General features: G+C 64.5%; 12 protein-coding genes and 1 pseudogene. 3 read left to right on the forward strand and 10 right to left on the reverse strand.

The window, feature by feature from the left end:
* The 4 genes and pseudogenes from G404_RS20385 to purU form a co-directional block, all read right to left on the reverse strand.
* Positions 1-94 (reverse strand): annotated as a pseudogene (locus G404_RS20385) (electron transfer flavoprotein subunit beta/FixA family protein); the annotation flags it as partial.
* Between the two features lie 10 nt (positions 95-104).
* Complete coding sequence (locus G404_RS0112910) at positions 105-1,484, reverse strand: L-serine ammonia-lyase (protein WP_028641456.1); 1,380 nt, start codon at positions 1,482-1,484, stop codon at positions 105-107.
* Positions 1,485-1,496: 12 nt separating this feature from the next.
* Complete coding sequence (locus G404_RS0112915; protein ID WP_028641457.1) at positions 1,497-1,991, reverse strand: prolyl-tRNA synthetase associated domain-containing protein; 495 nt, start codon at positions 1,989-1,991, stop codon at positions 1,497-1,499.
* Positions 1,988-2,875, reverse strand: a complete 888-nt coding sequence (gene purU, locus G404_RS0112920) for a formyltetrahydrofolate deformylase (protein ID WP_051280662.1) — start codon at positions 2,873-2,875, stop codon at positions 1,988-1,990. Before purU ends, G404_RS0112915 begins: the two co-directional genes overlap by 4 nt.
* A gap of 140 nt (positions 2,876-3,015) precedes the next feature.
* Here purU and G404_RS0112925 point away from each other — a divergent pair, with 140 nt between their 5' ends.
* Positions 3,016-3,969: a LysR family transcriptional regulator gene (locus G404_RS0112925; protein WP_028641459.1), complete on the forward strand. Its 954-nt coding sequence runs from the start codon at positions 3,016-3,018 to the stop codon at positions 3,967-3,969.
* Between the two features lie 18 nt (positions 3,970-3,987).
* On the opposite strand, the gene G404_RS0112930 is transcribed toward G404_RS0112925, so the two are convergent.
* The 4 genes from G404_RS0112930 to G404_RS0112945 are packed head-to-tail and all read right to left on the reverse strand — an operon-like array spanning position 3,988 to position 9,483.
* Positions 3,988-5,598 (reverse strand): MFS transporter, encoded by a 1,611-nt coding sequence (locus tag G404_RS0112930; RefSeq protein ID WP_028641460.1) that lies wholly within the window; start codon positions 5,596-5,598, stop codon positions 3,988-3,990.
* Entirely contained in the window at positions 5,595-6,650 is a 1,056-nt protein-coding gene (locus tag G404_RS0112935; RefSeq protein ID WP_036521413.1) for an amidohydrolase family protein, read from the reverse strand. Before G404_RS0112935 ends, G404_RS0112930 begins: the two co-directional genes overlap by 4 nt.
* Before the next feature lie 5 nt (positions 6,651-6,655).
* The gene (locus tag G404_RS0112940; RefSeq protein WP_028641462.1) at positions 6,656-8,086 is read right to left on the reverse strand and encodes an NAD-dependent succinate-semialdehyde dehydrogenase; all 1,431 of its coding nucleotides are present in this window, start codon (positions 8,084-8,086) and stop codon (positions 6,656-6,658) included.
* Complete coding sequence (locus G404_RS0112945; RefSeq protein ID WP_084601324.1) at positions 8,083-9,483, reverse strand: MFS transporter; 1,401 nt, start codon at positions 9,481-9,483, stop codon at positions 8,083-8,085. The genes G404_RS0112940 and G404_RS0112945 overlap by 4 nt, the downstream gene beginning before the upstream one ends.
* Before the next feature lie 157 nt (positions 9,484-9,640).
* Between G404_RS0112945 and G404_RS0112950 the strand changes: the two genes are divergently transcribed.
* Positions 9,641-10,573, forward strand: a complete 933-nt coding sequence (locus G404_RS0112950; protein WP_028641464.1) for an SDR family NAD(P)-dependent oxidoreductase — start codon at positions 9,641-9,643, stop codon at positions 10,571-10,573.
* Positions 10,570-11,490 (forward strand): SDR family NAD(P)-dependent oxidoreductase, encoded by a 921-nt coding sequence (locus G404_RS0112955; protein WP_028641465.1) that lies wholly within the window; start codon positions 10,570-10,572, stop codon positions 11,488-11,490. The genes G404_RS0112950 and G404_RS0112955 overlap by 4 nt, the downstream gene beginning before the upstream one ends.
* Before the next feature lie 134 nt (positions 11,491-11,624).
* Here the strand turns inward: G404_RS0112955 and G404_RS0112960 are convergent, their stop codons facing one another.
* Positions 11,625-12,500, reverse strand: coding sequence for a methylenetetrahydrofolate reductase (locus G404_RS0112960; RefSeq protein ID WP_028641466.1), 876 nt, complete (start codon positions 12,498-12,500; stop codon positions 11,625-11,627).
* 63 nt (positions 12,501-12,563) lie between these two features.
* The gene (ligM, locus tag G404_RS0112965) at positions 12,564-13,964 is read right to left on the reverse strand and encodes a vanillate/3-O-methylgallate O-demethylase (RefSeq protein WP_028641467.1); all 1,401 of its coding nucleotides are present in this window, start codon (positions 13,962-13,964) and stop codon (positions 12,564-12,566) included.
* Between the last annotated feature and the right edge of the window lie 71 nt (positions 13,965-14,035).

A 14,035-nucleotide genomic window follows, 5' to 3' on the forward strand; every position in this document is an offset into this window, starting at 1 on the left:
TCACGTTGGCAAGGTCAACTCCCGTGCCATCCGCCTTTACCCGCGGCTTCACGTTGTAATCGATCACCCGCTTTACCGTCACCAGCGCTTTCATGTCCGTATCCTCAACATTCGACCACATTGACCGCAAGGCCACCTTGCGACGTTTCCTTGTACTTGTCGCGCATGTCGTGCCCGGTCTGGCGCATCGTTTCTATGACTTTGTCCAGGCTGACCATATGCGTGCCATCGCCCAGCATCGCCAGGCGCGAGGCATCGATCGCCTTGACCGAACCCATCGCATTGCGTTCGATACAGGGGATCTGCACCAGGCCACCGACCGGATCGCAGGTCAGCCCCAGATTGTGTTCCATCGCGATTTCGGCGGCGTTTTCGACCTGACCGTTGTTGCCGCCCAGCGCTGCGGTCAGACCGGCGGCGGCCATCGAACAGGCCACACCCACTTCACCCTGGCAGCCGACTTCGGCCCCCGACAACGACGCATTGCGTTTGTACAGCGCGCCGATCGCAGCGGCAGTGAGCAGAAAGGTGCGCGTGCCTTCGCGCGTGCCGCGATAGCAGCGTTCGTAATAGCGCAGCACCGAGGGGATGATCCCCGCCGCGCCATTGGTGGGCGCGGTGACCACTTTGCCACCGGCGGCGTTTTCTTCATTGACCGCCATCGCCCACAGGTTGATCCAGTCGAGCACCGCCAGCGGATCGCCCAGCGTGGTCTGCTGCCGCGCCGCAAGTTCGCGCGTCAGCACGGCCGCGCGGCGCTGCACTTTCAGCCCGCCCGGCAAAACGCCCTCGTTGCGACAACCGCGATCGATGCATTGGGCCATCGTATCGGCAATCAGGTCGATCCCGGCGAGCACTTCGTCCAGCGGACGGCGCGCGCATTCGTTGGCCAGCATGATATCGGCAAAGCTGATCGACTGACGCTCGCCGATTTCAAGCAGTTCGGCGGCCGAGACAAAATCGTGCGGGATCGGGGCGTCGCTGTCGCCTTCGCGCATATTGCCGCAGGCTTCATCCTCGTCGAGCACAAAGCCGCCCCCGACCGAATAATAATGCCGCTGATCGAGCACCGTGCCCGCAGCGTCGCGCGCGGTGATCATCATGGCATTGCTGTGAAACGGCTTGCGTTCGCGCATCCAGAAATGGATGTCGCGCGCAGGTACAAACCCGATCATGCGTTCGCCCATCAGCGGCAATTGACCGCTGGCGTGAACCTCGGCAACAATCGCCGGCACCCGGTCGGCGTCGACCGTGGCGGGAATTTCCCCGGCCAGCCCCAGGATGACGGCGCTGTCGGTGGCATGTCCTTTGCCGGTCAGCGCCAGCGAACCGTACAGCCCGACTTCGACGTGCGCGACGCTGGCCAGCAGGCCGCGCTGGCGCAAGTGTTCACCAAACCGTCGCGCCGCCACCATCGGACCGACCGTATGCGAACTCGATGGCCCGATGCCAATTTTGAACAAGTCGAAAAAGCCCGCGATCATCGTACAAAAACCTCAGGCGCGTTCGGGAATGGCGGCGATCAGCGGCGTGTGGCCCCAATGATCGAGCGCACGGATCAGATCAGGGCCCGACAGCCCGATCGTGGCGGTGTTGCGCAGCGGGTGGACATGCACGGCCGCCGCATCGGCCAGCCGTTCGTCCAGCACCACGCGCACTGTGCCCGCGGTGTCGTTGATCGCGGCCAGCGGGGTAACCGAACCGGGGGTAACCCCCAGCAAACCCTGCATATCCTCGGCCTTGCCAAAGCTGAGCTTTTTCGCACCGATCACCGGCGCCAGCGCCTTGAGATCAACGCGCAGCGCGTGATCGACCGTGACCAGGAAAAATGCCCCGCCGCTGTCCTTCAGGAACAGGTTCTTGGTATGCGCGCCGGGCAGCGCGGCGTGGATCGCCTCGCTTTCCTCAACCGTGAACACAGCTTCGTGTTCCAGTGCGGTGTGCGCGATGCCAAGCGCTGCCAGATCGGCATACAGCCGCGCCTCGGTCATTTGAACACCACGGTGCGCGCGCCGTTCAGCATCACGCGGTGTTCGCAATGCGCCTTGACTGCACGCGTCAGCACGCGGCTTTCGGTTTCCTGGCCTTGCGCGATCAGGTCATCGATCGTGTCTGCATGATCGACCATCGACACGTCCTGCGCGATGATCGGGCCTTCGTCCAGATCGGCGGTGACATAGTGCCCGGTGGCGCCAACCAGCTTTACCCCGCGTTCCCACGCGCGGTGATAGGGCTTTGCCCCCTTGAATGCCGGCAGCGAAGAATGGTGGATATTGATCACGCGCCCTTCCAGCTTGCGACAGGTCGCATCCGACAGCACCTGCATATAGCGGGCCAGAATGATCAGGTCGACGCGTTGTTCATCGATCAGCGCCATCAGCCGCGCTTCCTGTTCGGCCTTGGTTTCGGGCGTGATCGGCAGATGGTGAAAGGCGATGCCTTCGTGTTCGACGCGGCGTTGCCAGGTGGTGTGGTTCGATACCACGCTGGTCACCTCCATCGGCAGATAACCGGTGGCGGTGCGATACAGCAGATCGTTCAGGCAATGGCCGCCCTTGCTGACCATGACCAGCGCGCGCAGTTTTACCCGCACGTCATGCACCTGCCATTCCAGCGCATAAGCCGACGCCACCGACAGGAAGGCCACGCTGAATTTTTCGCGGCTCAGCCCCTCGGGGGCCTTGAACGCCACGCGCATGAAAAAGCGCCCGGTGTGGGCATCGCCGAACTGGGCGTTGTGGATGATATTGCAATCCTGCGCCGCGATCGATCCGGCAATCGCGGCGACCAGCCCCTTGCGATCCTGGCAGGTGACCAGCAGCACGAAGTCGGGCCGCAGCAGATCTGCCGCATGGGATGCTGTAATCTCGGTCATAATCGGTGTGCCTCTCCCGGCAAAGCCTGCCCCATGGTGCGCGGCCTGTCTAAAGCGCCACCCGGCGCGCGGGAATTCCCTTGGCATGGGATAAGAATGAATGATACAAAGCTTAAGGTGACATGATTTGGGGGGCCTCGATGCTGCGTCTGCCGGCGGAATTCGATCTTCACGCGTTGGAAGTGTTTGTCGTCACGGTCGAGCTTGGCGGGATGACGGCCAGCGCTACGCAATTGCGGATCACCCAGTCGGCCGTATCGCAGACCATCACCCGGCTTGAGGCGGGCCTGGGCACGCCGCTGTTCGACCGTTCGCTGCGCCCGCTGGGGCTGACCCCCGCGGGACGCGCGCTGTACGAACGCGCGCGCAAGCTGCTGACCACGGCGCGCACGGTGATCGACGAAGTGCGCGAAGGCGCGCACCTGCCGGTCGACCAGATCACGCTGGCAATGTCGGAAACCTTTGCCACGCTGCTGACCGCGCCGGTCCTGAGCCGGTTCGGCATGCGGGTGGGGCGGTGGCGCATCCGGTCGGGCATATCGCTGGTGCAGCAACAGGATTTCCTCGCGCGGCGCGTCGACATGCTGGTGACCGGCAGCAACACGCTGGAAAAACATCCCGGCACCGAACACCACGATGTGATGGACGATCCTTTCGTGCTGATTTTTCCGCGCGACTATACCGGCACCGCCGATCCGTCGGAAGCGGCAGAGCGCCTGCCCTTCATCCGCTATTCGCTCGATCACGGCATGGGTCAACGGATCGAAAGCCAGCTGACCCGGATGAAGCTGCGCCTGCCCAATGTGATCGAAGTGGATATCATCCACCAGCAATTGACCTCGGTCGCGCTGGGCATCGGGTGGAGCATCACCAGCGCGCTGTGCCTGGCCGCGATGCCCACGCTGGTTGACCAGTTGCGCATCGAACCCCTGCCCCGCGGGCGCTTTTCCCGCCGCGTGCAGGTGGTCGGGCGCAGCGGCGAACTGGGCAATCTGGCGCTGCAAACCGCGCAGATGGCGCGCGACGTGCTGATGGTCGACACGATGACGCCGCTGTTGCAGCAGTTGCCGTGGATCGAGGACCTGATGAAGTAGCACCAGGACCCACGCCGCCTAGACCGGTTCGCCGGCCGCCCTTGCCCGACCCGGCGCGCCGGCGGCGTCACGCTCGGCCCGCCGCCACAACATCACCAGCAGCACCACGATCAGCGGCGCCAGGCCGTTGACCGACAGGATCGCCAGGCCCAGATTGCCGTGGGTGCGATCGGCCACCATCCCCACCCAATAGGGGCCGATGCCCAGGCCCAGGATGGTCATCAGCAGGATGTACAACGCCGCCGTCTGACCGCGCATCCGCGGCAGCACCTGTTCGTACAGCACCGCATAAAGCGGGGGCAGCCACATTGTCAGGATGATGCTGTACAGCGTGAACCGCAGATAGAACGTCGTCGGATCGGGCGAAGTATAGACCGCAATGCCGACCAGCGGCGACAGCCCCAGCGCGACCAGCACAAACCCGACGCGCCCCCCCGCCCCGGCGCGCGCGGCCAGCATGTCGGACAAGGGCCCCGACAGCATCGGCCCGATCATGCCGATTGCCGCCGACAACAGCCCGAATTTCACCCCGACATCGCCTGCGCTCAGGTGCCAGGTTTTCATCAGGAATGCCGGCGTAAAGCCCATGATGCCGTAATTGATGGTGGTCTGCAGCGATCCGACAATCAGGCACAGCCACAGCGCGGGCGATCGCGTGATCACCGCATGTGTCGGCCGGTCGGCCAGCCGCAGCGATTGCAGGAAATTGACCACAACATAGGCGCCGATACCCACAATCGTCCATTGCAGCGCATGCGGATCGATCGTCAGCCCGATCAGATGCAACCGCGGGCGCGGTGACAGCGCGGCACACGCGCGCGCCAGCCCGGTCATCACCACCACGATCGCCACCAGCGCCCCGGCATTGCGCACGATTGCACCCCACCCCGCCCCGGCCTTTGCCAAAGTCCACCACACCCCCAGGGGCAGGACAGCGATCAACACATCCAGCGCCGCGCGAAACGGCGCCGGATCAGCCGTGCTGACCACGCCATCGCTCAAGCCCCGCACCGGTTCGCGCATCATCGCCAGCGCAATCGCCAGCGGCACGCCGGGCAATGCCGCCAGCACAAACGCGAATTGCCAGCCTTTCAGCCCCAGCGGCGCAGCGTGCCCGGCGGCAAACGCATGGTCCCACCAATCGGCCGCAACCCCGCCCAGCACCGACGACAGCCCCAGCCCTGCCGCCAGCAGCGCCGCCATGACCCCCAGCGCCAGTCCGCGGCGATCCTTGGGAAAATAGTCGAACACCAGACTGGTGCCGGCCGGCTGCCCCGCCGCTTCGCCGATCCCCACACCGAGGCGCGACACCGCGAGCAGGGCAAAACCGCCGGCAAACCCAGCCAACCCGGTTGCCATCGACCACAGCGCGATGCAGATCGCCAGCAGCCACCCGCGTCGCCAGCCATCGGCCAGCCGCCCCAGTGGCAGCGAAAACACCGCGTAAAACAGCGCGAACACGGTGCCGTACAGCAGGCCCATTTCGGCATCGCCGATATGCAGGTCGGCCTTGATCCGCGGATTGAGGATCGCCAGGATATTGCGATCGAGCATCGACAGGCACTGCATCAGCGCGACCAGCGCCAGGCAGATCCAGGCGTCGCGCGACAGGCCGTGGCGCGGTGTCACAGCTTGAACCAATGTTCGGCATTGGTCTGGAAAAACTGTTTTTTCGCAGGCCCGTCGATATCCATCGCATCCATCGCGCGCACTTCGTCGGCGACATATTGATAAGGGTAATCCATCGCATAGAGCACGCGGTCGGTGCCCATCACCTGCTGGCAGAACCGCACCGCCGGCTCCCACGCCATGCCGCTGCACGTGACCAGCACGTTGGACCGGAAGTATTCGGCAATCGTCTTGTTGAGCGGCTTCATCCGCTCATACCGGTTTGACCGCACGCCTGCCTGGTGCATGTAATCCAGCCGGTACAGCCAATACGGCAGCGCCTCGCCCATATGCCCGACCATGATCTGCAATGTGGGATAACGGTCGAAAATGCCGATGGTGATCAGGCGCAGCAGATGCATGCCGGTTTCAACCCCAAAACCGAAGATCGCACCGTCAAGCCCCGCTTCAAGCATCGGCCCGATCATGCTGTCGGGCGGCGTGGCGGGATGGATGTACAGCGGCTGATCCAGTTCGACCAGCGCGCGAAAGATCGGATCAAAGAACCGATCGTCGAGATACCGTCCCTGCGTGTGGCTGTTGATCTGCACACCATTGAAGCCAAGCTCGGTCGCACCCCGGCGGATTTCCGACGCCGACCATGCGGGGTCTTGCGGGGCCACCGCGGTCAGCCCGACAAACCGGTCGGGATAGCGCGCGCAGGCGGCGGCGAGCTGGTCGTTGGCGGCGGACGCAATGCGCCGGGCCTCGGCCGGGTCAAGCATCGGCTGCACCCCGGGCGAAGTCAGCGCCAGGATCGCCTTGTCGATGCCGGTCGCATCCATGTCGGCAATCCGACGCTCGCCCAGATCGAGCAGCCGTTCCATGATCATGGTCGCGCGCTCCGAAGGCGATTGCGCGTAAAACCCCCATAGCGAGATCATCCCCTGATCGGCCTGGCCGTCGCGGATCATGCGCAGAAACACATCGACCTGTTCGCGCGTGGCAAACGCCTCTTCGGTGGCGATGCGCAAATAGCCCTGTGCGCCACCGGTTTTCAGATCATGCGTCATCGCGGTCATCCTTCATGAACGGTCCTGGTCACCAGACAGGCATGCAGGCCTTCGGGGCCGTCTTCGGCGCCGTGGCCCGACCATTTGACCCCGCCGAACGGCGCATCGGCGCCGGCAATCATCGCCGTGTTCAGCCCGATCATCCCTGCCTCAAGCTCTGCCGCCAGACGCCGCTGGCGCCGCGCATCCTCGGTCCAGGCGAATGCGGCCAGACCGTAGGGCAACCGGTTTGCCTCGGCGATCATCGCCGCCTCGTCGTGCATCGGGTTGACGATCGCGACCGGGCCGAACGGCTCTTCGTTCATGATCACGGCGCCCGTCGGCACTTCGGCCAGCACGGTGGGGGCAAAGAAATAGCCCCGATTGCCCACACGATGCCCCCCGGTCAGCACGCGCGCGCCCGCAGCCGTGGCATCGCCGATCAGGCGCTCCATCGCTTCGGGGCGGCGCGGATTGGCCATCGGGCCCATCTGCGTGTCGGGATCGAGCCCAGGCCCCACGCGAAACGCGCCCGCACGCTTGGCAAACCCTGTGGCAAAGCGTTCGAACACGCTGTCTTGCACCAGAAAACGCGTCGGGCTGACACAGACCTGGCCGGCATTGCGCAGCTTTTGCGCCACCACGGTGTCCAGCACACGATCAAGATCGGCATCGGCAAACACCAGCACCGGACCATGCCCGCCCAGTTCCATCGTGGTGCGCAGCATGTTGTCGGTGGCCAGCCGCGCCAGATGCTTGCCCACCACGGTGGACCCTGTGAACGACAGCTTGCGGATCACCGGCGATGCCAGCAGATGCCGACTGACTTCGTCGGGCACGCCGAACACCGCCTGCGCCACATCGCCGGGCAGCCCGGCATCGAGCAGCGCCTGCAACACCGCCAGGGCCGAAGCCGGGGTTTCCTCGGCCGATTTCAGGATGACCGAGCAGCCCGCTGCAATCGGCGCGCCCAGCTTGCGCCCCGGGTTGCCGATGGGGAAGTTCCACGGGGCAAAGGCCGCGACTGGGCCCACCGGCGCATGGGTCACCGTCGATCGCTGGCCCGCAGGTCGTACCAGTGCGCGGCCGTAAATGCGCTGACATTCGCCGGCATAAAACCGGAACAGATTGACCACCATCATCACTTCAAGCCGCGCTTCGGGCAGGGTCTTGCCCTGTTCGAGCACGGCGTTGCGCGCAATCATGTCCTGCCGTTCGAGCAACAGCCGCGCCGCGCCTTCGAGCACCGCGGCGCGTTCGGCCGCGGTTGACGTGCGCCAGCGCAAAAAGCCGCGCGCGGCTGCATCCAGCGCGCGATCGAGATCGGCCGGGTCGGCCAGCGGCAGGTGGCCGATCACCTCGCCATTGGCGGGATTGACCACGGCATGGGTGCGCCTGCCCCCGCCCGCAACCGCTTCACCGGCAATGATCATCGACAGCGCGGGGTAATCGTTCATGATCGTGCATGCTCCAAAGCTTCAAGACGTTCGATTTCCTGCCCATAGGGCCGGATCGCCAGCACCATCAACACCGTGGCGGCGGGCAGCAAGGTGCCCGCGCAGATCGCCAGGGTCAGCCACAGGCGATGCGGATCGCCCACGATGCGGTCCTGCACCAGCCCCACCAGAAAACTGCCCATCGCGCCAAAAAAGGTAAACATGAACAGATAGATCGCGGTAACTTGCGCCCGCATTTCAGGCGGCACCACGCGCTGGACCGCGGCGTTTTGTGGCACCGCCCCGGCCAATCCGAACGCCACCCCCACGCCCATCAGCACCAGCGACCATTCGGCGCGCGGCATCAGCGGCGACAGCACCGCCGCCACGCTTGTTCCGGCAAAGCAGATCGCCGCCGCGCGCACATTGGCATCGGCATAACGCCGCGCCAGCGCCTCGACCAGCACGGTGCCCAAGGCCAGTCCCGACACCGACCCCACCAGCACGGCCAGGCCCATCGCCGCGCCGATCTGTCCTTCGTTCCAGCCATAAGTACGGATCAGAAACGGTGTCCGCCAGAATTGCAGCCCGAACACATCGAGCGCCGACAGCGCCAGCGCACCGAACAGCGGCGCAAACAGCCGCGGACGTTCGGCCAGCGCCACAAAGGCGCGCCAGCCCAGCACCGCGGCCAGCCCTTCGTTCACGCCGCCGCGTTGCATCGCCGCCGCACGGTCGGGCTCCTGCACGGTCAGAAACAGCAGCCCCGCGCCCAGCGCCGCAGCGCCACCGCCGATCAGGATCCATTGCCAGCCGAATATGTGAAACGTGCCCCACTGCACCGCCCAGCCCTGGCTGGCCATGACCAGCCGGCCCCCGATCCACGGCCCCAGCGTGGTCCCGCCGATAAAGCCGAATTGCAGCAGCGCGAACGCGCGGGTCAGCTTGCGCGGGGGAAAGGCATCGGCCAACAGCGAATAGGACGCCGGGGCATGCGCCGAACCGCTGGCCGCCAGAAACACCCGCGCCGCGACAAACTGCCCCAGCCCTTGCGCCAGCCCGCCCGCCGCAATCACCAGGCCGATTGCCAGCGAACCCGCGGCAAGCACATATTTGCGCGGAAAAATGTCGGCCAGCCGCGCCAGCGGTATGCCCACGAACAGAAACGCGATCACGCCTGCGGGCCCCGCCAGAAACCCCAGCTGCGCATCGCTCAGCCCGAAATCATGCTTGATCCGTTCGGCCAGCATGCCGAACGCCACCTGGTCAAAAAAGATCACGAATGTCGCCAGCACGATCACCAGCAGCGCCCAGTGCCGCGATGCGACTGTGGGATAGCGATGATTGCCCGGTACGCTTGCGGGGTCGATCCGCGCCCCGGCCTGTGCGCCGCCTGCCATGACACCCTTTCTACCCATGCGGCCGACAGTCACCAGCCGCGGCGCCATCGTACCATTTGATATCGTATGTCTTGCACACAATCGCTGCATGGTGAATAGTCTGCGCAGAAAAAACAGCAATCACCTCGCACTGGCCAGGCCTATACCCGGCACGGCCTCAGCACGGGAACGGGACATGCAGGATCTGAATGGAAAGACCGCCTTTATCACCGGCGGGGCCAGCGGTATCGGCCTTGGCATTGCCAAGGCCATGCTCGGCGCGGGGATGAACGTGGTGATCGCCGACATCCGTAACGATCACCTCGAATCGGCACGCGTCGAACTGGGCGATGACACGCGCGTGCTGCCGCTGCGCCTCGATGTGACCGACCGCGCCGATTATGCGCGCGCCGCCGATGCCGCCGAGGCGCGCTTTGGCCGGATCCACCTGCTGGTCAACAACGCCGGGGTGGCCGTGGTCGGCCCGACCGAGATCGCCACCCATGCCGACTGGGACTGGGTCATGGGGGTCAATCTGGGTGGCACGATCAACGGCGTGGTCGAAATCCTGCCACGCATCCTGGCGCACGGCGAAGGCGGCCATATCGTCAACACCGCATCGATGTCGGCGCTGGTGCCGGTCGGTGGAACGACGATCTATTCCACGTCAAAGGCGGCCGTGGTCGGCATGATCGAATGCATGCGGCCCGAACTTGAACCGCGCGGCGTCATCTGTTCGGCATTCTGCCCCGGCGCGGTCCAATCCAACATTGCCGAAGCCGGACAGACGCGCCCCGCCGCCCTGTCCCGGACCGGCTATGCCGAGGCCGACAAGCGGCGCCAGGCTGGCGGCAATTTTGCGCACCTTTACCAGACCAAGGAACAGGTCGGTGCGCGCGTGCTCGAAGGCATCCTGAACGACGAACTGTATATCCTGACCCACAGCGAATTCCTGACCGGGGTGCGCGAACGCGGCGAAGCCACCACCGCCGCGGTCCAGACCCAATTGCCCGAAAATGCCGAATACAAGGCGACGTTCGACCGCCTGTTCCGCAATCCCGCGATCACCGACGAAATCGTCCGCCAGAATGCCCTGCGCGCAGCGCAAACCCGGGGAGACAAGGCATGAAAAACTTTGCAGGACGCACCGCCTTTGTCACCGGTGGCGCCAATGGTGTCGGCATCGGCCTGGTGCGGCAATTGCTGAACGAAGGCTGCAAAGTCGCCATCGCCGACATTCGCCGCGATTCGATCGACCAGGCGCTGAAAACGCTCGACAACCGCGAGGTCATGGGCGTGGAACTTGACGTGTCGAGCCGCGATGCCTTCCGCGCCGCCGCCGACGAGGTCGAGGCCGCGTTCGGTCCGGTGTCGATCCTGTGCAACAACGCCGGGGTCAACCTGTTTCAGCCGATCGAAGACAGCAGCTACGACGATTGGGACTGGCTGCTGGGCGTCAATCTGCATGGCGTAATCAACGGCGTGATGACGTTTGTTCCGCGCATGGTCGAACGCGTCAAGGCCGGTACCCAGCACGGCGGCCATGTCGTCAACACCGCCTCGATGGCCGCATTCATCGCCGCCGGCACACCCGGCATCTACAACACCACCAAGTTCGCGGTGCGCGGCCTGTCGGAATCGCTGCACTATTCGTTGTTGCAATACGGCATCGGCGTCTCGGTGCTGTGCCCCGGCCTGGTCAAAAGCTATATCTACGCCAGCGACCAGATCCGCCCCGATGCGCTGAAAGCCGGGGCGCGGCCCGTCAACCACGAAGCCGTCGAACGCCTGGCCGGGGTCCACGAATTCGGCATGGAACCCGACGTGATCGGCGCGCGCGTGATCGAAGCCATGCGCGCCAACCGCCTGCACATCTTTTCCCACCCCGATCACATGGCCGAACTGCGCGGCATTTTCGACGACATCATCGCCGAATATCAGGACTATCCCAAAGACCCGGGCTTTGACCAGCGCGTCGCCTTCGAAGCGTTTCGCGAAAAGAGTTTCGCCGAGGCGCGGGCGCGGAGCAAGGCGGCGGATTTTTGAACGGGCCGAAGCAAGCCTCCGGCGGCAAAGGCCAGCGGCCCTTTGATCCCGTCAATCGCCCGTGGCTGCATACCTGTTCGCAATAATGCCGCGCAGCCCCCGCCCCCAGGCGTCGTCAACCAGCACGCAATCGGTCACACCGCGTGGCGCCGTTCATAGTCGGCGATCCATTCCACCGTCTTGCGCAGGCCGCCGAACGGATAGAAATGCAGCCGCACCCGGCCATGTTGCGGGCCAAGGCCCGCAGCAAAGGCATCGACCAGCCTGTCCGGCCCGGCACTGCCCAGCAGATTGGTCACCGAAATGCCGTATTTGCGCAGAACACTGGTCGATGCGCCCACGCCGCAGCGCGCGGCAAAGCCAAGCAGGCGCTTGATCCCTGCCGGGCCCGGCACGCCAATCCGCACCGGCGCGTCGATCCCGCGCTCGCGCAGTTCGACCAGCCAGGCCAGGAACGCGTCGGGATCAAACCCGAACTGGGTGACCACCAGCGGCGCCATGCCGCGCCCCTCGATCGCGGCGACCTTGCGCGTCAAAACGTCCCAGCATTCATCGACCGACATGTTGGGGTGGCCTTCGGGATGGCCGCCCACGCCGATTGCGGTGATCCCGGCGCGTTCGAACGCGCCGGTTTCGATCAGCGCCATCGTGTCGAAATAGGGCCCTTGCGGTTCGGGCGGATCGCCCGCCACGATGAAACAGCGGCGCACCCCCGCTTCGCGCACCACGGCCTGAAGATAGCCTTCGAAATCGTCCTCTGACGTGATGCGCCGCGCCGAAAAATGCGGCATCGGCTCCAGACCCACTTCGCGCACCGCGACCGTGGCGGCGATCCGCGCATGAGCCTCTTCACCGGGCAGGAACGTCACCGCAACAGGCGTGTCCGCGGGGATCAGCGGCGCGGCATCGCGCAACGACGGCTGATCCTTCGCGGTCATTTCCAGCGAATAGCCGTCGGTGATGATCGTGGCCGGCTTGTCCCAGTTGGGATGGATCTGCGGTATCGCCATGGCGCCCTTCTGTGTTCGAAACCCCCGGTCCGGTGTTGGCAACCGGTGCCGGGGTCATGCGTATCAACGCGCGGTGCGCCAGCCTTGGGCATAGGTATCGCGCGCGACGCGGCTGTACGGCACCGGGCTGACAATGGCGCGCACCGAAATCTGCTGGTGCGGTTCGACCGTGGTCTTGCGCGTGCCGCCGTTTTCTTCGCCCCACACCACATGCAGTTCGGTCCCGACCGGGATTTCGGGATCGATCGTGGCCAGCGAAAGCGCCTGCTTTTCGTTGAAAGAATAGCCGGTAAACATCGACAGGCCGACCGTCTTGCCCCCCGCATCGACCACCCGGTCATAGTTGGATGACGCATAGTTGGCCAACGGCACGTCGAAGAACTTGTACTGTTCACCATCGGGGTTGAACAGCGAAGCCATGATCTTTGCCATGTCTTCGGGATGCCAGGCCAGCGTAACCTTCTTGCGCTGCTCTGCGGGGTTCAGCGCCTCAAGCGCGTCGCGCCCGTGGAAATCGTGGTCGAACTTGACGAACGGACCATAGCCCAGCTCCCACGGATTGAGGTAATAATCCTCGATGCTGTTGCCCACGAACGAGCCACCGATCGAACCCGTCGCTTCATAGCTGTCGGGCCCGAGCCATTCGCGGAAACCCTTGAGCTTTTCGCCGGTATAGATCGCCGGCAGCGGCGACGGGATCCAGCCGGATTCGAGCGTGTTCGACGGATAGGCGCGGCTTCCGCACGCGATCAGCCCGAATTCCCGGCCCGCCTCCAGGATGGCGGCGCGGATCGCTTCCTGTTCTTCATAAGGGCCCCATATTTCCAGACCCGGCGCGCCCGACATGCCGTGGCGCAGCGTGCGCACGGTGTGGCCGGCAATGTTCATCGTCGCCATGTTGAAGAACTTGAGCTGTTCCAGCGGACGCCCGTGCAGCTTTTCGATCACGTTCCAGGCCTGCGGACCCTGGATCTGGAACCGCCATTCCTTGCGCTTGGCCGGCTTGCCCATCAGCCGCATCGGCGATCGGTCGTCCAGTTCGACATCGACATCATAGCCGCCGGTGGCCGCGTGATAGCGCAACCAGTTCGATGCCGGTGCCCGGCCGACATACGTGAACGATTGTTCTTCTTCCCAGAAGATGATGCCGTCGCCGATCACATGGCCATAGGGCGTGGTCGGCACATATTGCTTGGCCTTGTTGACCGCCCAGCCCTTCGACGAATTGATCATCGTATCGGACAGCAGTTTGGCGGCGTCCTTGCCACGAAGGTACAGGTTCACCATGTGGTGCGACTGGTCGAACAGCACCGCGCTGTGCTGCCAGGCCCATTGTTCCGAACGCCAGTTGGAAAACTCGGGCGCCACCACCGGATAGACGTAAGCGCCAAGCTGCGAATTGCGCAACATGTCGACGATGCTGCTCTGCTGCGCCAGCAGCTGGTCAAGATTCGTGGCGGACACGATTTACCTCTCCGGATGGTTGCATTTTGTATGCAACACATACTATGAAACCGGTGTCATGCAAATGAAAA

Origin of the sequence: Novosphingobium acidiphilum DSM 19966 (genome assembly GCF_000429005.1) — a bacterium.
In the GTDB taxonomy this organism is placed as follows: Bacteria; Pseudomonadota; Alphaproteobacteria; order Sphingomonadales; family Sphingomonadaceae; genus Novosphingobium; species Novosphingobium acidiphilum.

Coding starts and splice junctions, on each gene's coding strand:
- G404_RS0112945 (WP_084601324.1), bottom strand. CDS start 9,483: ATGGGTAGAAAGGGTGTCATGGCAGGCGGCGCACAGGCCGGGGCGCGG.
- G404_RS0112925 (WP_028641459.1), top strand. CDS start 3,016: ATGCTGCGTCTGCCGGCGGAATTCGATCTTCACGCGTTGGAAGTGTTT.
- G404_RS0112955 (WP_028641465.1), top strand. CDS start 10,570: ATGAAAAACTTTGCAGGACGCACCGCCTTTGTCACCGGTGGCGCCAAT.
- G404_RS0112950 (WP_028641464.1), top strand. CDS start 9,641: ATGCAGGATCTGAATGGAAAGACCGCCTTTATCACCGGCGGGGCCAGC.
- G404_RS0112910 (WP_028641456.1), bottom strand. CDS start 1,484: ATGATCGCGGGCTTTTTCGACTTGTTCAAAATTGGCATCGGGCCATCG.
- G404_RS0112960 (WP_028641466.1), bottom strand. CDS start 12,500: ATGGCGATACCGCAGATCCATCCCAACTGGGACAAGCCGGCCACGATC.
- G404_RS0112915 (WP_028641457.1), bottom strand. CDS start 1,991: ATGACCGAGGCGCGGCTGTATGCCGATCTGGCAGCGCTTGGCATCGCG.
- purU (WP_051280662.1), bottom strand. CDS start 2,875: ATGACCGAGATTACAGCATCCCATGCGGCAGATCTGCTGCGGCCCGAC.
- G404_RS0112935 (WP_036521413.1), bottom strand. CDS start 6,650: ATGACGCATGATCTGAAAACCGGTGGCGCACAGGGCTATTTGCGCATC.
- G404_RS0112940 (WP_028641462.1), bottom strand. CDS start 8,086: ATGAACGATTACCCCGCGCTGTCGATGATCATTGCCGGTGAAGCGGTT.